Raw genomic sequence first — 19,571 nt, 5'->3', positions numbered from 1 at the left:
TATGATGCTCGCGGCTACACTTTCTTCTATTATTTTTTCGTTTCCACATTGTTTGGCTGCGCGCTATTAGATGCAGGCGGCGTATGATTAGGCGGCGGTGCGTTGGACTGTTGTTTTGGCGCCGTCGAGGCCGGAGGACTGGCTGCTGGCTGCTGTGCTGGAGTTTGCTGCTGGCTCGGCTCCTCTTGCTGCTCTTCTTTCAATCTCTTTTCCTGCTCCTCCCGTTCTCTCTCATATTCCTCTATCTCTCTATCAATCTCTTCTAATTTTTGCTGCTTCTCCTCTCCGGATAACTTTTCGTCCGCCTTTATCTCTTCACGATATTTTAACAAACTGTATACAATCAGCTCCCGATCTTCCATCGCTCTCGCCAATTCAAGCGCATCCTCGCTTCTTCCCCGGCCGATATAAATCCAATACAGCAAATACTGCGGATCTGTTTTCAACGTAATATTATTTAATACCACCTTCCGCTGTTCTTCAGTAAGCGACTCCGTCATCACGTAGGAAGAAGCCAGTTCATATTGCACGACATACGGCATTTTTTCTGGAGGGTAATTTTCTAATGTCGTAATCACTTCGCTATATTTATTCTGTAAAAACAGCTCTGCACTTTGGACATATGCTTCTTGTTTTGGCTGCAAAAAAAAGAACGAATAAAACGTATAAATCATAGCAGGAATTAACAAAGCCATTGTCGAAAAGAAGATGTATCGCTGCACACTCCATGTTCGTTTCGGAATATGTACAGACGCCCGTTCTTTCGCTTCTTCCTCCTCTATCCATCGTTCTAAAATAGACAGAAGCGCTTCTAGATGTTCTGCTTGCAACATTTCCTTAGCGATATCGGAACATTTTAATGTTTCATGAAATTTCAGATATTTTTCAAAGCGGTGTTGCCCGTCCGTCAATGCGAGCACTGTCGCTTTTACTTCTTGAAGGAGACGCGCTTCATCCGGCTCATACGGCGGCAGGCTTTCCTTTATTCCAACATGAAGGAAAAAAGGCTCCAACCCATGATCAAACACGAGGTTTTCCGGGCATACAATAAGGATAAAACGACGAAGAGAGTGATTTTTCACTTTTGTGACGAGTTGATATGCCGCTCTTAACCGGGAAAGAAGCGATTTTTTCCGCACAACTGGAAACGGAAAAAACGACGCGGGTAGAGTGATGGTGATTTTCACTTCATCCTCAGACACGTCAATATCCCGCAATAAATATGGATCAATTTCCTTTATGATCTGCAATTCTCGTGGATGTTGCATTCTTAATTTCGCGCGTTGGAAGACGATCATATAATGTTTATCTTTTGTCATTACGGCATCGATTTGTGTTTCTAAATAGGTCTTTTTCTCTTCCATAATAAAATAGAACTCCTTTTCTCTTTCTCAATGGCTACAATATGACGATGCGGTCTCCATCCGTAATTCCGCTGTCCTTTAATGTAAAATAGCCTGGGCAGACCATTTGTTTATTGTCTACCCGCACCCAGTAGCCTTCTCTTGGCGGTGCCGATATGTTTCTTAACTGCCAAACAATATCGATGACTTTTTTGATCGAATAAAAATTGGACAAACGAAGATCAAATACATCCTCTGTATAATGTCGAAGATCGATAGTGACTTGAATGTACATGACGATAAGCCTCCAATATAAGAAAAAAGCGCCATAATCTTTCTTAGATTGGTAGCGCTTTTTTGAACATGTCATTGTTTATCCACGGATTTGGCCAGCGATTTGCTGATCCGTTTCTTCTAAAATCGTAGCGGAGTTGTGTAATTGTTGCGCGATTTCATTTAATAGTACAGCCATTTTTTCAAACGATGGACGCAACTCATGGTACTGCTGGATGAACGCTTCACTGGAAGCACCTTCCCAAATTCCCTGTAGCATATTGCTCATTTGATCCAATCTTGAAATCAACTCCGTGACATTAGAACTTTCTGTATTATATTGTCTTGCGACTCCACGTAACTCTTCCGGTGTTAAACGAATAACGCCTGACATAGTTTCTCCCCCCATAACCATATTTTCCCTTTTATTTTAATGGAGATGACAAACAGCGGTCAACAATATATAACCATTTATTTCAAAATAAGTAAAAAGCACCATTTTTCACCTTGTTAATTACATAGAAACCATGATTGTTTTACGCTTTTGCGCCATTATCCTCATATAAAAAACACTTTCTTACTATTTATTTATGGGATTAAAAGAAGATGGAGTATAGAAGAAATGTATGGGGGTAAGCAAAGCTGATTTTCATTAATCCCCCTCTAGTTTACTTTTTCTTTTCCCGCGTGATGACATCATAATACAAGGTGATATTTTGTCCTCTCATGTCATTAATCATGTTTGTGTATCGCTGAGCGGCGGTATGCATGGAGTTTTTATACATATCATTGTACGATTGATTGGTTTTTTGATACTGTTCTATCGCTTCATTGGTTTTGTCGATGATTTGTCCCCTGCCATATTTCATTTCATCATGAATCAAATGAACCAATTCCGCATCCAATTCACTCATTCTATTTAATTGTTGAATAAACGTGTTCGCTTTATACATAAAATCCTGCTCTACATCAAAATGATAGAACATATTCAATTGTCCCATACAGAATATCCCTCTTTATCAATATCGCAAATCAAATATCTTGGACACATTTTGGTCCTGCTCAAAAAACTCTTCAAACGATTTTTTGATGGTTGTAACAAGTTCTTTTCCTTTAGAAATTTCCTGTTCATAATACGAAAACATCGTTTCAAAGATATGCGGAATCATCGGATCCATCGGCGGAATCGACTCATGGACATCAATGCGGCGTAACACATACACTTGTTCGGCATCGTAGGTGAACTGTCCCAATAAATGCTGATACGACCACGGATTTTGTTCCATGTCATCGATTTTCTTCATCAGTTTTTGTTTTTGTATTTCAAAATCCTCTACATATTCATAGGAATAACGTTGCTTCATCTCATGTAATACCGCTTCTTTTTCATCCAAGATTTGCAATCCCTTTTGATATATTCTTACGGCGGAAGAAAGATTCATCCGGATTTCGGTTTCACCTATTTTCTTGATTAAAATCAAATTTCCATACTCATCATACGTTCTACCTTTTGAACGGGCGAGGGCTAGGATGACTTCGTTCAAGGAATGGGCATTCACGCTCGTGGTGATGGCATTTTGAAGATTTATCGTATTTTCTTGGATAATTTGAAGGCGTTTTAAGATGTTCAAAACCTTATCTCGAATCCGGAATAACACCTCAATACTAGCTTTCCATTGAAGAATGTCATCAGTTACAAATGGGGTAAGGAATGGAGTGACCATGCCCCAATTGAATGTTTTACGAAGCAGTTGTTGAATCGATGCGACATCCTCTTCGATTCCTTTGACTTCGGTCAAAACCGTTTTCTTTTCTTCTGGAGTAACATAGCCCAACTCCACGAATACGCTGAATATCGGATCCAAATTTTTATATAAAATCGCCACGTTCTCCATGAGCTCCGGAATTTTCACATTCATATCATCGATCATATGATTCGCTTTCGAGACAATGTCTCCTGCATGAATCACATAGTCCATGGTCTCATAGTCCTGAAGCGATTCAATAAAGGCAATATCGACTCCCGTCATCGCCTGAACAACTCCATCAAACCCTTTTTCATTGTAAACATCTGAGTATTGCGATAAATATAATTGAATGGCTCTTACATCTTTATCCGATATTTTTGATACCAAATCTTTGATACTAGTAAAATCCTTATTTGTATCAATGACCCGGCGGCTTCCAATATCGATGAACCCCCGTACGTCACTCACCGCATACAACATATCCTCTTGGGATGTCAGATGATGAATCGAACGCTCGTCGATTTGCTTTTTATAGTATTCTTCCGCAAAGGCTTTAAGCTCGGAAGGGGGGATGGAGTATATTATGTTGTAATCAGTTGAAACATTTACACCAAATTCTTCCTCTAATTTACTACGAAAATCAAGATCTACATAAGCCAATTGATATACATTGGGTGGCGCATCGTTAATGACATATACTTGGTCGAATAGATGTTTTGTGAGTTGGATCATTTCAGAGTGGTTCCCACCTTGCGAATGACCCAATCCGATTTTTTTCAGTTCGATTGTAGCTCCCTTTTGTTTTAATTCTTCGATAATTTTTTGCGCCACAATCTCTTCAAACCGTAATGCATCATCATATTGATTTTTACTTTGTCCGACGAAAATCCCCAAAGCATTGTAAGCCCAATCAAGCGGTTTCCATGTATCTTTTTCTTGTATTTCGCTTCCCCGTGCGATGTTATACATTTGATTGATTCCTTTTTCTTCATCATAAAAATGAATAATCGTACCGTCAAAGCCGGAATCGTTGACGTTTACACTTTTAAAGTCTTCTGAATGATAAACATGGATTTGGGTAGGGGGATTACTTCCTGTTTCTTCAATGTAGATACGCTTGATTTCTTCTACGGTCAAATGTTTGTATTCCAAATTCATCACTCTTGCCCGCAAGAGATCTGTATCCAAAACCAGTTCCTGAGACATGGCACTTCCACCTCCTTATCCCTTAATCGTGAAATTCGATGGATTTCATCAACATTTTCGCCAGTTCTTCCTCTCTATCTACATCGATGTGGCACCCCCTGGTGGCATCCTCACATTTGACCTTGTATATAAATCGCACTGCTTGGGGACTGTGATTGGATTTTATATAGGCAAAAAATTTGTAATCAATATTTTTTTTGTTATCAACCGAAATATCGTTTTCATTTTTCGCAAAATAAATGGTATTGCGATCAGCCTCTATCTTCGTATATTTCCCGTTATAGTTGGCATAACCAGATAACAAATTAAGATTTATATCGATTTCATTCGTTATGTTTCTTTTTTCGTAAGTTAAGTCAACAGAATATGTTATATTTTCTTCTTCTCTCACCCCTGCAATAACAGAAGATTCATAATACTTGTCATGCTTTTCATAAAATCCATTGTTTACTTTCGCGTCTTTCGGAAACCACATCGTAAAACCTCCGGTTTTCGACCGGAACAAATAATATCCTTCCTTCACTTCTTTCGGAGACACCATAAACTTTCGGGTGAACTCGTCTTGAAATGGTATCGTGTCCGGCAACTTCTCCGGATGAGCCTTCGAATCCATCTCACATCCTCCGATCAATATCAAAGTCAATAGTAATAAGTTCCTCCAGCGCTTTCGCAAATGACGGTCTCCTTTCCCAATTATCCCCATTCTCTCTATACGTATCATATGATCACTGTTTAAGCAACAAAAAATGTAATTATATCCAATTTTAGAAAAATAGAACTATGGATTTAAGAGGAAATGCAGGTTATTTATGACTTTAGACCTTATTGATGAATCAGAGAAATGAAAAGCAAATAGGGGACTTATCTTGTATGTCCTTTGAGGGGTTTTTTGAAAGGGGGACCTGACATACACTTGGTCAAATCGATGTTTTGTGAGTTGGATCATTTCAGAGTGGTTCCCACCTTGCGAATGACCCAATCCGATTTTTTTCAGTTCGATTGTAGCTCCCTTTTGTTTTAATTCTTCGGTAATTTTTTAAGTCACTTTTTCGTCAAATCGAATTGCATCATTAAATTGACTTCTGCTTTGTCCGACGAAAATCCCTAAAGCATTGTACGCCCAATCGAGCGGCTTCCACGTATCGGCTTCCCGCATTTCGCTTCCCTGTGCAATGGTATACTTTTGGTTGATTCCTTTTTTTTCATCGTACAGATGAATCACCGTGCCATCAAAACCGGAATCGATAGTGTTCAAATTTTTAAAGTCGTCCGAGTGGTACACGCGGATATAGGCGGGAGGCTCGCTGCCCATATCTTCGATGTAGATGCATTTGATGTCCTCTTCGGCGAAGGTAAAGAAATCAATAAGAGAACACAAACTTACTTTAATAATTTAATAGGAAAACGAATTTATGAAACTTAAAGATATCAAGTATTATATAATTGGAAGGAGAGGAGCTATATTATGAAAAAAGCCGGCATCCTGCCGGCTTTTGGATTATTTATATACTTTTACTTTTACTGTTTTGACACCCCATTGGATAGCTTTTGCTTTTGTAGGCATGAATACGTCAATTTTGTTACCTCTGATTCCGCCACCTTTATCAGCTGCAATCGCATAGCCGTAACCTTCCACATACACCTTTGAACCTAGCGGAATTACCTTTGGATCAACGGCAATTACTTTAATCGAAGGGTTTTTCTTTAAATTTAAGCCTGTAGCTGTTATTCCGCTGCAGCCTTTGCAGTCTACTGTATAAGCATACGCTTTAACGGTGATTGTTTTGTACGCTGCTGTTTTGACTGCTGCCTTTTTTACTGTAGTTCTAGCAGCCGCTTTCGTTGCCGTTCCTGAAATCTTTAACACCTGCTTTGGCTTAATCAAATCGCTTTTAAGGTTATTCCAGCTCTTTAACTGGCTGACAGTCACTTTATACTTTTTAGCTATGCCCCAAAGAGTGTCACCGCTTTTTACCTGATATGTACCAGCTGCCGATGCTGCACCTGAAAATCCGAAAACTAGAAAGATTGATGAAGTCATATATAATAGTAATCTTTTCAAAGTACTACTCCCCCTTGACAGTAATTTTTTCAAAATACTACTCTCCCTTGCCTAATTTCGTAACAATAGAATATCAATAAAATATAACAGTTATGTTTCATTCAATTAGCAATTATGTTACAAAATGAAGACATAATCGTGTCTTCTTGTTTTTTCTTGACTTTTAGTTCCTCTATCAAAGATGCCGGGCGTATAAAAAGAGGCTGACTCAAAAGGTCGCTGAATCGACCTTTTGAAGCCAGCCTCTTCAATTTTTTGGACACCGTAAATTTGGAAAGCTTCTATGTTTGATGTTTATACACTTTTTTTATAAAAGCATAAATGACAAGAATAGCAACAGCTGAACAAATCAAGCATGCTAACCAAGCATACAATACAATTTGTGTAATTTGATTAATGATATTTTCTGTCTCATACATGGAGTGTGCACCCACTATATAGTAGTTATTGGATTTAATGGCGACGGTAGCGAAGCGAAGACCATTTGGGGTTTGCCAAGTAACACGATCTTCCCCGTTTTTCGAAACATAGTTTAAACCCCCTTTTGGATAAAATGGTTTTTGGGTATCAAACATTCCAGACATTGCAACTAGATTTTTATTTTTATCGTATATCATAACAAATCCATCATCACTTTTTGACGCATCCACTTTGTGAGGTGGGATGGAGGCTTGAGCGCTTAGCCCCTTCTGTAAGTTAATGGCTGCATCTTTTGCTAATTGAGCTGGAAGGACATTCGCACCAAGTCGTAGTGATTGTTGCGTCATTAGATACGTCAACGCGCAAGTAAAAGTAATGAAAAACATCGCAATAACCCATATGAAAAATAATTTTTTTCCCACATTCATTGTTTTTTCCCCAATTTCTTAAACCTGATCATCTGGTTGATATTCCAAAATATCACCAGGTTGGCAATCCAATGCTTTACACAATGCCTCAAGAGTCGAAAACCGTATCGCTTTCGCCTTATTGTTTTTCAGTATGGAAAGATTCGGAAGCGTAATCCCCACTTTTTCAGCAAGTTCAGAAGCGCTCATTTTACGTTTTGCGAGCATTACATCAATATTAACAATGATTGGCATGCTTTCCACCTCAAATGGTTAGATCGTTTTCCTCTTTAATCTCTAAAGCTAACTTGGCTAGATGTGATAATACTAAGCCCACCATACCGACCATAAAAGCCGCGATCATTAGAGTAAGGGATAATAAATTTTTAAAAATAAATGTCCCAATCAAGTAAAGAAAAAAATCAATAAAGGCGCAAATACTGATGATATAAAGTGACTTAATACTACTTGGCGAGAAAGGATTATTTTGCAATATGTTTTTGCATAATTTTTTAGCCATTACAAGCAGGAACGTAAAAGGGATGGCGGTAAGGTACAAAAAAAGTTTGATCCAAAATAAATGTGTTAAATCCATACCTGTCATTTCGCCGTACTTGTTTACTAGCATAGGCAATTTAACAAAGGTTATTGCCATTAGTACTAAGAAGACCATAACCAATAAATTCAGCACCTTGACCACAGTAATGCTTTTCACATAACTCAACTCCTAAAAATATTGTTCATGTACATAATATATAAAAAAATTTATCGTTTTCCAATAAATATTTTATGATAAACAAAAAATAATAGAAGACATCATTTTAATTTAACCTTAAAAGGACTTGTCACATAGACAAGTCCTTTTATATTTATCCATCAATGGCGTATTCATTATGTTTGGTGGAGACGGGACTAGACAAACAAGATACACAAACCTTAAAGCAAAGATTAACAGACATTAAGAGTATTATTGTGATACTTTCTTGTTCTTTCCCTTATTGCTATTTTGCTGAGCTAAAAAAATTAGGTGCCAAACTAGGTGGTGGTGGCTGTAAATAACCAAATATAAAAACGTTTGGTCCATTGACTCCAGGCATATTTTCACCATCTACAACGACATTGGGATAAGCAATAGACCACGCCTGTGCTCCAACTAAATTGAGAGCCGTAAGTGCCTCATCCCTAGTGGCAGCAGCCCCATAGAAAAGTTGGAAAAATCTAGATTGACCTGGTAATAGCTGGCCAAATCTAAAATCGAATGCTGCCCCTTGATCAAGAGGACCAAAAAAGTAATCAGGATCTCCGGGATTGATAAGGCCATCAGGATCTACTGGGGTAGAAATCCCAGACAGGGGGGCCAACGGATCTGCAGAGTTAAACCCTTGGTTGGATGCCTGAAATAGGTTTGGTGCTAGGTTAACATGAATTTCCACCCACTCATTAAATATAGTTGGCGGAACATCCCAGTCCATTACTCGTCTATAACGCAAGTCATCGATTGGAGTAGCGCCGATATTTGTAATCGTGACAAAAATTTGATAAAGGTTTGGTGATACCGATGGGAAAAAGTCATGTGTAACTTCTACACGTCCACCATTATCCTGAATAATTGATCGAAAGGCACTTCCTTCTGACTCGGGCTGGCTTTGTCCTACGGGGTTTGTAATTCCTGTTCCAGCTTGTACCGTCATATTAGTTGCCCCACCTTCGCTTACATTTGCAAAAGCGGAGAATGTTCCACTACCAGGGTCAGCGTTAGCTACTCCCCATCCTTCCCATGGAATGCCTACAAAAAGTACTTCTCCACCTGTGGGGATATATCGAAGTCCTACTGTTGCCCCTGTTATGGACGATGTAGCAATTAAATTGGCCGTCTCATTAATTCCTAATTGCACAGTCCCTCCAGTACCACCATTATCAATCACTGGGTCTAGAGGATTAGGGGGAGGCAGAAAGATATCTCCAGCTTGTTGATTATTTTTAGGTAATTCACTCACGTTTCCCACTTCCACTCTATTATTTTTTATCTTGATTTCTATCAAGATATTCGTTAATATACTATTCAATTGTTAAACCATAAGTTTGTACAAATATATTGAATCAATTGACTATTCTTATAACAATGATTTTATAGCTACAAGAACAAATCGCTCTGAGAGATTTCTGCGAGTCTCTTAGAGCGTTTTTTATTTACAAAACATGTCTCTTTAGTCGACGAATGTTTAGACATGCATTTAAAAACATCAGTTGAATATAGCATCAGATTAGAAGAACTTTGTCAACTCATTCAGCATAACGATAAAAACAGGATTGTTCTTAAAGGGGGAAGGATAATGACGAAACAAAATTTGGGATTGGTCTCTTTAATTTTCCAACAAAGAAAGAATGAAGGAAGTAATATTAAATCAACCATTTATAAAAAAATGTACTCCGGTGAATACCGTAGTACATTACTTAATACCCGTGGTGCTAGTTGAACTTTATTGTTCTAGCACCACAGTCTTTTTCTATTATGGAGTTAATTTTAAATCCGCCCAATGTGGATGTGCCTCAAGTCTACGTTCCATATCACGAAACGCTTTGAGTGAACGACTTAGCTTACTGTAAGCGTCGCCGCCTTCACTCCAACCTTGGTAACCAATCATTCCATTATAACCGATCTTTTTTAACTGCCCAAGTAACGCAAAATTATCTAACTCCCCGACGTCCAAAGGTTCGATTGTTGCAACTCCACCAAAACCGTGTGGATTGCGACGACTACCAGAAATGTTCACTTGTTTCAAGTAAGGGGACACCGCTTGAAGCGTCGCTGATAGATTTGTTCCGTCGACTGCGTACCAATGGTAGCCACAAAATACAATGCCAAGATTAGGATGATTAAGCCGTTTACAAAGTCTCACTGCATCTTCATGGCGTTCAATCCAAAATGATAGGTGGGTGTAAAGTAAGATATTAATGTTTCTTCGTTCAGCAATCTTCAGTGCTTGTTCCAGCCACTTCACTGCAATGTCGTCCCCTTTAGGGTCTGAAGGGAGGATATGATGTCCGACAGATTGAATCGCCAGCTCAACAGTGGAGCACCCCTCCATAATCTCCAACATTTTTAAAATTCCCTTATTTCTTGGATGTTCCTCACCGAGTGAAAGGTCTAATACAACGTACACGCCAGCGACATCTAGACCATATTTCTCCTTAACGTTTTTAAGCTTTTCTACATCTCTCCACCGTTCTCCGTGCCAGACGGATAAATGGGTCGCGTCATACCCGATCTCTTTTAACATTTCACATCGAGCCTCAAAGCTATAAATGCCCATGGAGTTATAAAAGGCAAAATCCATTGCATAAAAGGGGTAAGCCATATTTCCAAATTCTCCTTTCTACTGAACGGTTCATTACAGCGATTTCAACGCTTCGGCAATCTCTGTATCCCCTGACGTTAAATCGAATGCTTTTTTATACGTATTTGGTTCATCAAGAGATTGAACGATTGTTCTTGCTACATCTTCACGTGGAATGCTCCCACCATTTAAGTTATCTGCTGTGGTAACCAACCCAGTACCTTTTTCATTAAGAAGATAGCCTGGACGAATAATCGTATAATTTAAACCGCTATTCATTAACATACGGTCAGCATAATGTTTGGCAACATAATAAGGCTTAATGTTTTCAGGCCAGTTCTCACGGTTGTGAGCTTGGAATGAGCTCACCATGATAAATCGTTTAATTCCGACTTTTTCTGCAGCTTCCATCGCTTTTACAGCACCGTCTAAATCAACAAGCAATGTTTTATCTGCTCCTGTGTGTCCACCTGAACCAGCGGAGAATACGATCGCGTCGCAACCTTTGGCTGCTTCGGCGATTTCATCGACAGTACCTTCAAGATCAGCAAGTACTGCTTCAATTCCTTTTTTCTGAAGAGCCTCCAATTGCTCTTGTTTTCGAACCATCGCACGAACGGTATGTTGTTCATGCGCATGAAGCATGTTTACCACCTGTTGACCTACTTTTCCGTTGGCACCAATGACCAAAACTTCCATCCATATCCATCCTTTCTTATATTGCTGGCTTTAAGATTGTTTCTCATCATGATAAAGCTGGAAAATGTGGAAGCACATATTCGCCTAATTCTTCGATCACTTCTTCTACTGGGCGTTGGCCATATTTCAAGTTGATGATGACATGATTCACACCTGCATTTTGTAAAGCTTCAAGAAATTCGATAACGAAATTTCGCCCCGTACGGAATCCAAGATGAATCGGTATTGGTACATGATTTGGGTCTTCCGCTAAATCAATATAAAGCGATTGGGTAAATGGCTTAAATTCCTCTGTTAACGAACGCCAATTATCGATTAATGCTTTTTGAAATTTGAGTCCACGTGGATAGTAAATCCAACCATCACTATGTTCAGCAATCCATTCAGGAGATTGTCCACTGTGACCCGTCACCATTAATGGTATGTCTGACAATTTCGGTTTTGGTAAAAGATCTCCATTTGCTAGGTGCACTCGTAAAGAGTCAATGGTAGGAAAATGCTCTTTCCATGCTTTTCTCATGACAGCCACTGATTCACGGAATAGTTCGCTCCGATTTTCTGGATTCACAGAGAATGCTGGAAACTCGATTGGACGGTCACCTGTTGCAACACCGAGAATGAGTCTTTCACCAGATAATCTGTCTACAGAAGCTGCCGCTTTTGCGACATGAAGAGGGTGGCGCAATGTTAAAATAATACTTCCCGTTCCTAAAGCAATCTTTTCTGTGTTGGCAGCAACATACCCTAAATACGTAAACGGATCATACATTTGCCCGACATCACCGAAATTCGGATCGCGTAATGGTACATCTCTCACAAATAATGAAGCGAAATTGAGTTCTTCTGCTCGTTTTGCTAACTTCATTTGCTTTTCTATATTCATCTCAGGGACGTCCCCCATATACGATTCGATTGGAAAGAACAACCCTAAAGTCAGTTTGTTTTCTTGATACATGCGTGAATACCCTTTATGGTTTTTAAATTTTTCCATTATTACCACTCCCTAAGAAAACTCCACTTAAAATCATTACGTTATGCCACACTTATAAGCTTTAACGATTACTGAAGAACCTCTTTTGAATCTAGCTAATCCATATAATCCTGTTGAACACTGATATGAACAATATTTATATTTTGTAAAAAAACAAATATATATAGAAAAAATCTTAAATTTCCATAACGATCTTTTTACGATGCGATAGCGGCAATGACTGCATCCTTTTTTATCACTTTGTCAATAATGGCACTGCCAAGACAAACCTCATTGTCATAAAATACCGCTACTTGTCCTGGAGTAACCGCTTTAATTGGTTTTTCGAATTCTACAAAGGCCGTTCCATCCGGATGAATATGGACACGTACCTTTTGATCTTCTTGACGGTAACGAAATTTAGCTGTACATTCAAACATACCCGGGCGAATATCCCCATTTATTAGGCTAAGGTTAGATGCAATAAGACCGGTAGAGAACAAGGCCGGATGATTTTTTCCTTGAGCAACGAGTAAAACGTTGTTTTCTAAATCTTTATCGACGACATACCAAGGTTCACCTGTTCCTTTTCCACCGATGCCAAGTCCTTTTCGTTGACCAATCGTGTAGTACATTAACCCATCATGAGTACCTAGCACTTCTCCATCTAGAGAACGAATTTCTCCGGGCTGTGCTGGTAAAAAATTTTTTAAAAAGCTTTTGAAATTCCTTTCTCCAATAAAACAAATTCCAGTACTATCTTTTTTATTGGCGGTAATAAGGTTCAATTCTTGAGCGATTTTTCGTACCTCATCCTTCGTTAATTCTCCTAGTGGAAACAGAACTTTAGACAAATGGTCTGCCGTTAATTGGCTAAGAAAATAAGTTTGATCTTTATTGGAGTCTTTTCCACGTAGTAAGGTGATTTGACCATTTTCTCTGTTGATTCTTGCATAATGACCCGTCGCGATATAATCAGCATCTAGTGAAAGGGCGTAGTCAACGAACGCTTTAAATTTAATTTCGGTATTACATAATACATCTGGATTAGGTGTTCGCCCTCGCTTCAGCTCATCCATAAAGTACGTAAATACACGATCCCAATATTCTTTCTCAAAGTTCACACTATAGTAAGGAATACCAAGCTGATTGGCAACTCTCTTCACATCTTCGTAATCTTCCGCTGCCGTACATACACCATCATCATTCGTATCATCCCAGTTTTTCATAAATACACCGATGACGTCGTACCCTTCTTTTTTAAGAAGGTAAGCAGCCACAGAGGAATCCACCCCACCAGACATTCCGACGACAACTCGTTTTTTCTTCAACCTTATTCACCTCCTTAAACTGAAATTTTTTTTGTTACAGTTATATTTAAAAAAATTTATGGTGCACAACTAACACAAAGTATTAGTTGTGCTTTTGTTTCAGGCATGAAAACTAACTATTATTGATTTCATCAATGATATCTTTGATCGTCACACCTTTTAAATAGTTTAAAAAGTGTTCTTCTGCATTGTGACAAACGCGAATAAGTATATCTGATAGGTTTTTACCTATTGGGCAATTCTCATTGGAATCGGGGCATTTCGGTACAAGCGTTTCCTCACTAGTGATTTTAAATATTTTGTCTAACGTAATATGCTCAGGTTGATCGTTTAAAGAGAATCCGCCTTTTGCCCCTTCTTTAGAAGTAATAATATTTTCTTTCCTTAATGTGCTCAAAATTTTTCTTAACCTTACTGGGTGGACAGAAACACTTTGGGCGATATCTTCACTGGTCACTCGTTGGTTTTGCTTTTTGGCTAGATAAGCAACACAGTGAACAGCAATCGAAAAATCGCTATTCATAATGAACCTTCCTCCTAAATGTAATAATAATGATTACAGTTTATATTGTCAACTCATAAATCACTTCTTTTGGTTTATCATGAATAAAGTTCTGTTGATATATACACAATATTAGCCTTATGCGTTTGTCAAAGAACCTCTTGACTTAGAGTTAGCTCTAATATATAGAGAAGTAATAAGTGAACCCTGTCTTATAGATGATGATGTGACGATATAAAGTTAGTTAGAAAGAAGACGAACCATGTTACAAGATTTTCTTAATGATATTAAAGAGCATGAAGAATTCCAACTAAAAATGGGTGGGTTAATAAAGATTACATTATATGGTTTGTCGTTTACGAAAACCGGGTTTTCGCAAGAACACGGATTCATTTACCAAACGGTTGGTATCAAAAAGATCGTCGTGTACATATTAGATACAATGACAGAATTTATAATGTAAGCAGACATATACCTCACGATTAGAGAAATACATTGCGAAAATCATAATTGGATGATAAAGATATGATTTCACATTTACCAAAAAGTCATTTCAATCATAAAAAAGAGGGTATCCCAAAAGTAGAAAATGGGATACCCTCTTTACTCACTATATGTCGAAGTATATATTTGCCGTAAGTTTTTTGAATTATAAACTTGCCAAAGTGACAAATTTATGGTTTAAGTCAATATGCTTTACATCCCATCTGTTTTATGTATGGTGGAGACGGTGGGAGTCGAACCCACGTCCAGAGATATCGCCACTTAAGCATCTACGAGCGTAGTCGGTATATTTAGCTTTCGCCGCATCTTCCGCCTACCGACAGGCCTCCGAGCAGCTAGTCTGATTGTTCTCTTCCCTCGTCCTCAGACGGCGGACTCGGGCGTATCCCACTCGTTATGAACCCCTGACCCTACCACATGGGCGATGGAGGGAGGAGCTAGCCGCACTAATTAAGCAGCTAAAGCGTAGTTTTCTTTGCCAGTTATCTTTAGGTGACGTTTTTACGAGGACGATCCCCTCGGCTCGCAGCTTAAGCTCGATCTATCCCTGTCGAATCCGTAACGTCCCCGTGTTTTAAACAAGAGGAGTTAACGATTGGAGCTTAAGCACAACGATTAACTGGCAACGACAATTATTATTATAGCATACGAACTTCATTTTTCAATTGTAAAGTATTGGATTTACATTTTCTGACGTTCGCGGAAGGCACGTTCAATTTCACGTTTTGCCTCTCTCTTTTTCAAGTCTTCGCGCTTATCGTATTTTTTCTTACCTTTACCAACACCCAACAATAATTTGGCAAACCCATTTTTTACATAGAGCTTTAACGGAACAAGCGTATAGCCTTGTTCTTTTGTATAGCCAATCAGTTTATTAATTTCGCGGCGGTGAAGAAGCAATTTTCTTGTGCGCAATGGATCATGATTATAGCGGTTTCCTTGTTCATAAGGGCTAATATGCATATTATGAAGGAATACTTCGCCCTTTTCCACTTTCGCGAATGAATCTTTTAAATTCACTTTTCCAGCGCGAATGGATTTGATTTCTGTTCCTTGCAAGACAAGACCTGCTTCATATGTTTCTTCAATGAAATAATCATGATGCGCTTTTTTATTTTGTGCAATTAGTTTTCCTTCACCTTTTGGCATTGCGCTCTTCCTCCCCATGTAACGACAAATTACATTTTAACAAAAACTCTCTGAAATCTCAAGAACATAAGGGGATTCGCAAGGGGCTATCTTCCTCGAACATTTACCATATTTTGATTGCATGCGAGGAGCTAGCCCCTTTACTTTTTACCGTTTTCTCTTTTTCTTCTTCTTTTTCGCTTTTAAGTTTGGAATATCTTCATAAAACTTCTTTTTCTTCTTCGGTTTTTTCGTTGACCATTCATCATCCATCGACTCTTTGCCGGGCTTTTTTCGCTTTTTGCGCTCCTTTTTTCCCTCGATGACAAGCGGAGCATCTTTCGCCGTTTTTCTGCGATTTCCTTTCATGCCAACGACTTCAAAATCAACAATGCGTTCTTCTTTATTTACATTAATGACGCGAACCGTAATCTCATCGCCGATGCGATATACTTTTCCAGTCCGTTCGCCAATCATCGCATAATGGCGCTCATCATAGCGGTAATAATCATCCGTTAAGTAGCTGACATGAACAAGACCTTCAATCGTATTTGGCAACTCAACAAACAAGCCGAAGTTCGTGACAGAACTAATAATGCCATCAAACTCCATGCCGATTTTATCTTCCATAAACTCGGTCTTCTTCAAGTCATCTGTTTCACGTTCCGCTTCAACCGCGCGTCGCTCCATATTTGAAGCGTGCTCTGCAATATCAGGCAGCTTTTCCGCCCACTTTTCTTGCGTTTCATTGTCCAACTGTCCGTTAATTAAATACGTGCGAATGAGCCTGTGGACAATTAAATCCGGATAACGGCGAATCGGTGACGTAAAATGCGTATAAAAATCTGTCGATAAGCCATAGTGACCAAGACTTTCTGCATCGTAACGCGCCTGCTTCATCGAACGAAGCATCACCGTCGACACGACCATTTCTTCCGGCTCGCCACGCACCGCTTCTAAAATTTCTTGCAATGCGCGCGGATGGATTTGATTTCCTGTTCCTTTGACAACGTAGCCGAAGTTTGTAATAAACTCAAGGAAACGCTGCAGTTTCTCAGGTTTTGGATCTTCATGGACACGATAAATAAACGGTACGTTCAGCCAGTGAAAATGTTCAGCGACAGTTTCATTTGCCAGCAACATAAATTCCTCAATGAGCCGCTCAGCAACGGAACGCTCCCTTAAGACCACATCATATGGTTTTCCATCTTCATTGACCAATACTTTTGCTTCTTTAAAATCAAAGTCGATCGCACCGCGTTTCATTCGCTTATTGCGTAAGATTTCCGCCAGTTCCGCCATCCGTTCAAACATCGGTACAAGCGGTTCGTATTTTTTTCGCAATTCTTCGTCTTTATCAACGAGAATTTTATTGACATCCGAGTATGTCATTCGTTCTGTTGTTCTGATCACGCTTTGGAAAATTTCATGGCTGACGACTTCCCCATGCTCATTGACTTCCATTTCGCATGAAAGCGTCAGACGGTCAACTTTCGGATTCAATGAGCAAATTCCGTTGGACAACCGATGCGGAATCATCGGAATGACACGGTCCACTAAATAGACGCTCGTGCCGCGCTCGTATGCTTCGCGGTCAATCGGTGAACCTTCTTTCACATAATGGCTCACATCAGCAATATGCACACCTAGTTTATAGTTGCCGTTTTCCAGTTTTGTCACTGTTACCGCATCGTCTAAGTCTTTTGCATCGGCTCCGTCAATAGTGACAATCATTTGGTCGCGCAAATCGCGGCGACCTTTTAAATCCTCTTCGGTAATCTCTTCTGAAATGCTGTTCGCATGCTCGATGACGTCCTCAGGAAACTGAAGCGGCAAACCGTGTTTATGAATAATCGATAAAATGTCAACTCCTGGATCGTTTTTATGTCCAAGAATTTTAATAACTTCCCCTTCAGCGCTCATTCTTCCTTCAGGATATGTCGTCAGTCTCACGACAACTTTATGTCCTTCTACGGCTCCGTTTGTCGCATGCTTTGGAATAAAAATGTCATTGATAATTTTTTTATCATCCGGAATCACAAAACCGAAATTTTTGCTTTCCGTGTATGTGCCGACGATTTCTGTAACACCGCGCTCGATAACACGAACGATCGTTCCTTCTTTTCGCGCTCCCGATGTTTGCGAGCTGACGCGTACTAATACGGTGTCACCATGCATCGCGTTTTTTAATTCAGAAGGTGGAATAAAAATATCATCAAGTGTTGGGTCTTCAGGGACAACAAAGGCAAATCCTTTCGCATGTGCTGTTACTTTTCCGCGAACAAGATTCATTTTTTCCGGCACGCCGTAGCGATTGCTTCTTGTTCGCACAATGAGTCCCTCTTCTTCCATAGCGACAAGCGCCTTCACAAATTCCTTAAATTGCGATGCATCTTCAATTTGAAACACTTCCTCAAGCTCCTGCACGGTTAACGGCTTGTAAGCTTCATCTCTCATGAACGTTAACAGCCGTTCTTTTAACTCCTCCATATATCTTCCTCCTTTCGAGGATTTACCAATCTAATGATTCTAAAAACTCGTAAATATCTTCGTGCAGTTGATCCTTTTCCTTATCCAATGTAATGACATGGCCTGACTCTTCGTACCATTTAATTTTTTTCACTGGAGATTCCACGCCGTTATAAATAATATTTGCACTATCAGTATTAATCATGTCATCGTGGCGCGCTTGAACAACGAATGTCGGCGCATAAATAAGGTCAATATTGTCACGAACTTCAGCAATTAATTGTTGCAGTGCTTTTAACGTGTTCATCGGTGTCTTTTTGAACTCTTCCATTTCTTTTTCAATTTGTTCAGGCGTTTTTCCTTCACGTTTTTTATATTCACGCGCATATTGTAAAACTCCTTGGTACATCGTTTCCTCGCTTTTGATATACATTGGAGCGCACATCGGCACAATACCCGTTATAGGTACAGTGTAACCTAATTTAAGGGAAAATACGCCACCAAGCGATAAACCAACCGCAGCGATTTTTTCATAGCCTTTCTCTTTTAAAAACTGATATGCATTCATCACATCTTGCCACCAATCATCTGGACCTGTATGTACAAGCTCTTCCGGTGGCACACCATGTCCTTTATAAATCGGTGCATGACATGTATATCCTTTTGACTCAAGAAAACGCCCTAACATGCGTACATCAGATGAATTTCCTGTAAATCCATGGAGAAGCAGCACCGCGCGCTCCCCAGCCTCAAACAAAAACGGTTTTGGTGAAACGATCTTCATTGCACATAACTCCTTTCTATGGGGTCTAACCCCCACTACGTTAAAGTGTTAAAGCGAAAATAATGTGATGTAAGCGGTTGTAAAGAGAAAAGGCAGCCCACCATATACGGACCGCCCCCAAAACTATTATAGCTGAAAATACGTTACCGCAATCGTTAACACAAAGAATAATACAGCTAACACAACCGTTACGCGGTGCAATACAGCATCAATACCGCGCGCTTTTTGCTTGCCAAACAATTGCTCCGCACCGCCTGTAATTGCTCCGGAAAGACCTGCGCTTCTTCCAGATTGCAGCAAAACGACGGCAATTAGCCCAATACATACAATCACTAATAATGTCACAAGCAGAGCATGCATGTCTACTCCTCCTTCTAAAGAACGCAC

General features: G+C 39.4%; 22 protein-coding genes, 1 other RNA gene and 1 pseudogene. 2 read left to right on the top strand and 22 right to left on the bottom strand.

The genetic code is table 11. The features are described from left to right. Nucleotides 1–29 precede the first annotated feature (29 nt). The 12 genes and pseudogenes from essB to HNQ85_RS08130 all read right to left on the bottom strand — a co-directional run bounded on the left by essB (nt 30) and on the right by HNQ85_RS08130 (nt 9,456). Nucleotides 30–1,364: a type VII secretion protein EssB gene (gene essB, locus HNQ85_RS08185; RefSeq protein ID WP_181537249.1), complete on the bottom strand. Its 1,335-nt coding sequence runs from the start codon at nt 1,362–1,364 to the stop codon at nt 30–32. A gap of 34 nt (nt 1,365–1,398) precedes the next feature. Then, complete coding sequence (locus HNQ85_RS08180) at nt 1,399–1,638, bottom strand: EsaB/YukD family protein (RefSeq protein WP_181537248.1); 240 nt, start codon at nt 1,636–1,638, stop codon at nt 1,399–1,401. A gap of 78 nt (nt 1,639–1,716) precedes the next feature. Beyond that, nucleotides 1,717–2,010 carry a WXG100 family type VII secretion target gene (locus HNQ85_RS08175; protein WP_064552108.1) on the bottom strand — a complete coding sequence of 98 codons (294 nt, stop codon included), beginning with the start codon at nt 2,008–2,010 and terminating at the stop codon, nt 1,717–1,719. 274 nt (nt 2,011–2,284) lie between these two features. Further along, nucleotides 2,285–2,617, bottom strand: coding sequence for a hypothetical protein (locus HNQ85_RS08170; protein WP_181537247.1), 333 nt, complete (start codon nt 2,615–2,617; stop codon nt 2,285–2,287). A gap of 18 nt (nt 2,618–2,635) precedes the next feature. Next, entirely contained in the window at nt 2,636–4,570 is a 1,935-nt protein-coding gene (locus tag HNQ85_RS08165) for a DUF6792 domain-containing protein (RefSeq protein WP_181537246.1), read from the bottom strand. A 22-nt stretch (nt 4,571–4,592) separates the two neighbouring features. Continuing rightward, the gene (locus HNQ85_RS08160; RefSeq protein WP_181537245.1) at nt 4,593–5,183 is read right to left on the bottom strand and encodes a hypothetical protein; all 591 of its coding nucleotides are present in this window, start codon (nt 5,181–5,183) and stop codon (nt 4,593–4,595) included. Between the two features lie 165 nt (nt 5,184–5,348). Further along, a pseudogene (locus HNQ85_RS17930) lies at nt 5,349–5,948 on the bottom strand (DUF6792 domain-containing protein). Between the two features lie 120 nt (nt 5,949–6,068). Next, a complete protein-coding gene (locus HNQ85_RS08150) occupies nt 6,069–6,632 on the bottom strand; it encodes a 3D domain-containing protein (RefSeq protein WP_181537244.1) in 564 nt (187 codons plus the stop codon). Between the two features lie 281 nt (nt 6,633–6,913). Continuing rightward, nucleotides 6,914–7,480 carry a hypothetical protein gene (locus HNQ85_RS08145; protein ID WP_181537243.1) on the bottom strand — a complete coding sequence of 189 codons (567 nt, stop codon included), beginning with the start codon at nt 7,478–7,480 and terminating at the stop codon, nt 6,914–6,916. 18 nt (nt 7,481–7,498) lie between these two features. Further along, the gene (locus HNQ85_RS08140; RefSeq protein ID WP_181537242.1) at nt 7,499–7,714 is read right to left on the bottom strand and encodes a helix-turn-helix domain-containing protein; all 216 of its coding nucleotides are present in this window, start codon (nt 7,712–7,714) and stop codon (nt 7,499–7,501) included. Between the two features lie 10 nt (nt 7,715–7,724). Continuing rightward, complete coding sequence (locus tag HNQ85_RS17580; protein WP_181537241.1) at nt 7,725–8,174, bottom strand: DUF2975 domain-containing protein; 450 nt, start codon at nt 8,172–8,174, stop codon at nt 7,725–7,727. A 286-nt stretch (nt 8,175–8,460) separates the two neighbouring features. Beyond that, complete coding sequence (locus HNQ85_RS08130; protein WP_181537240.1) at nt 8,461–9,456, bottom strand: hypothetical protein; 996 nt, start codon at nt 9,454–9,456, stop codon at nt 8,461–8,463. 336 nt (nt 9,457–9,792) lie between these two features. Between HNQ85_RS08130 and HNQ85_RS08125 the strand changes: the two genes are divergently transcribed. Further along, nucleotides 9,793–9,936, top strand: a complete 144-nt coding sequence (locus HNQ85_RS08125) for a hypothetical protein (RefSeq protein WP_181537239.1) — start codon at nt 9,793–9,795, stop codon at nt 9,934–9,936. Between the two features lie 33 nt (nt 9,937–9,969). On the opposite strand, the gene HNQ85_RS08120 is transcribed toward HNQ85_RS08125, so the two are convergent. The 5 genes from HNQ85_RS08120 to HNQ85_RS08100 form a co-directional block, all read right to left on the bottom strand. Further along, nucleotides 9,970–10,818 (bottom strand): sugar phosphate isomerase/epimerase family protein, encoded by an 849-nt coding sequence (locus HNQ85_RS08120; protein WP_181537238.1) that lies wholly within the window; start codon nt 10,816–10,818, stop codon nt 9,970–9,972. A 33-nt stretch (nt 10,819–10,851) separates the two neighbouring features. Next, complete coding sequence (locus HNQ85_RS08115) at nt 10,852–11,496, bottom strand: SDR family oxidoreductase (protein WP_181537237.1); 645 nt, start codon at nt 11,494–11,496, stop codon at nt 10,852–10,854. A 46-nt stretch (nt 11,497–11,542) separates the two neighbouring features. Next, nucleotides 11,543–12,487 carry an LLM class oxidoreductase gene (locus HNQ85_RS08110; RefSeq protein WP_181537236.1) on the bottom strand — a complete coding sequence of 315 codons (945 nt, stop codon included), beginning with the start codon at nt 12,485–12,487 and terminating at the stop codon, nt 11,543–11,545. A gap of 197 nt (nt 12,488–12,684) precedes the next feature. Beyond that, nucleotides 12,685–13,797 (bottom strand): tRNA 2-thiouridine(34) synthase MnmA, encoded by a 1,113-nt coding sequence (gene mnmA / locus HNQ85_RS08105; protein WP_181537235.1) that lies wholly within the window; start codon nt 13,795–13,797, stop codon nt 12,685–12,687. A 112-nt stretch (nt 13,798–13,909) separates the two neighbouring features. After that, nucleotides 13,910–14,320 carry an RrF2 family transcriptional regulator gene (locus tag HNQ85_RS08100; RefSeq protein ID WP_181537234.1) on the bottom strand — a complete coding sequence of 137 codons (411 nt, stop codon included), beginning with the start codon at nt 14,318–14,320 and terminating at the stop codon, nt 13,910–13,912. A gap of 241 nt (nt 14,321–14,561) precedes the next feature. Between HNQ85_RS08100 and HNQ85_RS08095 the strand changes: the two genes are divergently transcribed. Further along, on the top strand, nt 14,562–14,762 hold the full coding sequence (locus HNQ85_RS08095; protein ID WP_181537233.1) for a hypothetical protein: 201 nt from the start codon (nt 14,562–14,564) through the stop codon (nt 14,760–14,762). Between the two features lie 256 nt (nt 14,763–15,018). On the opposite strand, the gene ssrA is transcribed toward HNQ85_RS08095, so the two are convergent. The 5 genes from ssrA to secG form a co-directional block, all read right to left on the bottom strand. Next, nucleotides 15,019–15,372, bottom strand: a transfer-messenger RNA (tmRNA) gene (gene ssrA, locus HNQ85_RS08090). Nucleotides 15,373–15,484: 112 nt separating this feature from the next. Beyond that, nucleotides 15,485–15,952 carry an SsrA-binding protein SmpB gene (gene smpB / locus HNQ85_RS08085; protein WP_181537232.1) on the bottom strand — a complete coding sequence of 156 codons (468 nt, stop codon included), beginning with the start codon at nt 15,950–15,952 and terminating at the stop codon, nt 15,485–15,487. A gap of 147 nt (nt 15,953–16,099) precedes the next feature. Beyond that, a complete protein-coding gene (rnr, locus tag HNQ85_RS08080) occupies nt 16,100–18,421 on the bottom strand; it encodes a ribonuclease R (protein ID WP_181537231.1) in 2,322 nt (773 codons plus the stop codon). A gap of 22 nt (nt 18,422–18,443) precedes the next feature. Further along, nucleotides 18,444–19,184 carry an alpha/beta hydrolase gene (locus tag HNQ85_RS08075; protein WP_181537230.1) on the bottom strand — a complete coding sequence of 247 codons (741 nt, stop codon included), beginning with the start codon at nt 19,182–19,184 and terminating at the stop codon, nt 18,444–18,446. Nucleotides 19,185–19,310: 126 nt separating this feature from the next. Beyond that, nucleotides 19,311–19,544 (bottom strand): preprotein translocase subunit SecG, encoded by a 234-nt coding sequence (gene secG / locus HNQ85_RS08070; RefSeq protein WP_181537229.1) that lies wholly within the window; start codon nt 19,542–19,544, stop codon nt 19,311–19,313. Between the last annotated feature and the right edge of the window lie 27 nt (nt 19,545–19,571).

The sequence above is a fragment of the [Anoxybacillus] calidus genome, from assembly GCF_013760845.1.
Classification (GTDB): domain Bacteria; phylum Bacillota; class Bacilli; order Bacillales; family Anoxybacillaceae; genus Paranoxybacillus; species Paranoxybacillus calidus.
The sequence above is the reverse complement of the archived record's forward strand: the minus strand, read 5'-3'. Positions and strand labels throughout refer to the sequence as shown.

Coding starts and splice junctions, on each gene's coding strand:
- HNQ85_RS08140 (WP_181537242.1), bottom strand. CDS start 7,714: ATGCCAATCATTGTTAATATTGATGTAATGCTCGCAAAACGTAAAATG.
- secG (WP_181537229.1), bottom strand. CDS start 19,544: ATGCATGCTCTGCTTGTGACATTATTAGTGATTGTATGTATTGGGCTA.
- smpB (WP_181537232.1), bottom strand. CDS start 15,952: ATGCCAAAAGGTGAAGGAAAACTAATTGCACAAAATAAAAAAGCGCAT.
- HNQ85_RS08095 (WP_181537233.1), top strand. CDS start 14,562: ATGTTACAAGATTTTCTTAATGATATTAAAGAGCATGAAGAATTCCAA.
- HNQ85_RS08145 (WP_181537243.1), bottom strand. CDS start 7,480: ATGAATGTGGGAAAAAAATTATTTTTCATATGGGTTATTGCGATGTTT.
- HNQ85_RS08100 (WP_181537234.1), bottom strand. CDS start 14,320: ATGAATAGCGATTTTTCGATTGCTGTTCACTGTGTTGCTTATCTAGCC.
- HNQ85_RS08180 (WP_181537248.1), bottom strand. CDS start 1,638: ATGTACATTCAAGTCACTATCGATCTTCGACATTATACAGAGGATGTA.
- HNQ85_RS08160 (WP_181537245.1), bottom strand. CDS start 5,183: ATGGATTCGAAGGCTCATCCGGAGAAGTTGCCGGACACGATACCATTT.
- HNQ85_RS08075 (WP_181537230.1), bottom strand. CDS start 19,184: ATGAAGATCGTTTCACCAAAACCGTTTTTGTTTGAGGCTGGGGAGCGC.
- essB (WP_181537249.1), bottom strand. CDS start 1,364: ATGGAAGAGAAAAAGACCTATTTAGAAACACAAATCGATGCCGTAATG.
- HNQ85_RS08120 (WP_181537238.1), bottom strand. CDS start 10,818: ATGGCTTACCCCTTTTATGCAATGGATTTTGCCTTTTATAACTCCATG.
- rnr (WP_181537231.1), bottom strand. CDS start 18,421: ATGGAGGAGTTAAAAGAACGGCTGTTAACGTTCATGAGAGATGAAGCT.
- HNQ85_RS08110 (WP_181537236.1), bottom strand. CDS start 12,487: ATGGAAAAATTTAAAAACCATAAAGGGTATTCACGCATGTATCAAGAA.
- HNQ85_RS08165 (WP_181537246.1), bottom strand. CDS start 4,570: ATGTCTCAGGAACTGGTTTTGGATACAGATCTCTTGCGGGCAAGAGTG.
- HNQ85_RS08115 (WP_181537237.1), bottom strand. CDS start 11,496: ATGGAAGTTTTGGTCATTGGTGCCAACGGAAAAGTAGGTCAACAGGTG.
- HNQ85_RS08125 (WP_181537239.1), top strand. CDS start 9,793: ATGACGAAACAAAATTTGGGATTGGTCTCTTTAATTTTCCAACAAAGA.
- HNQ85_RS08170 (WP_181537247.1), bottom strand. CDS start 2,617: ATGGGACAATTGAATATGTTCTATCATTTTGATGTAGAGCAGGATTTT.
- HNQ85_RS08175 (WP_064552108.1), bottom strand. CDS start 2,010: ATGTCAGGCGTTATTCGTTTAACACCGGAAGAGTTACGTGGAGTCGCA.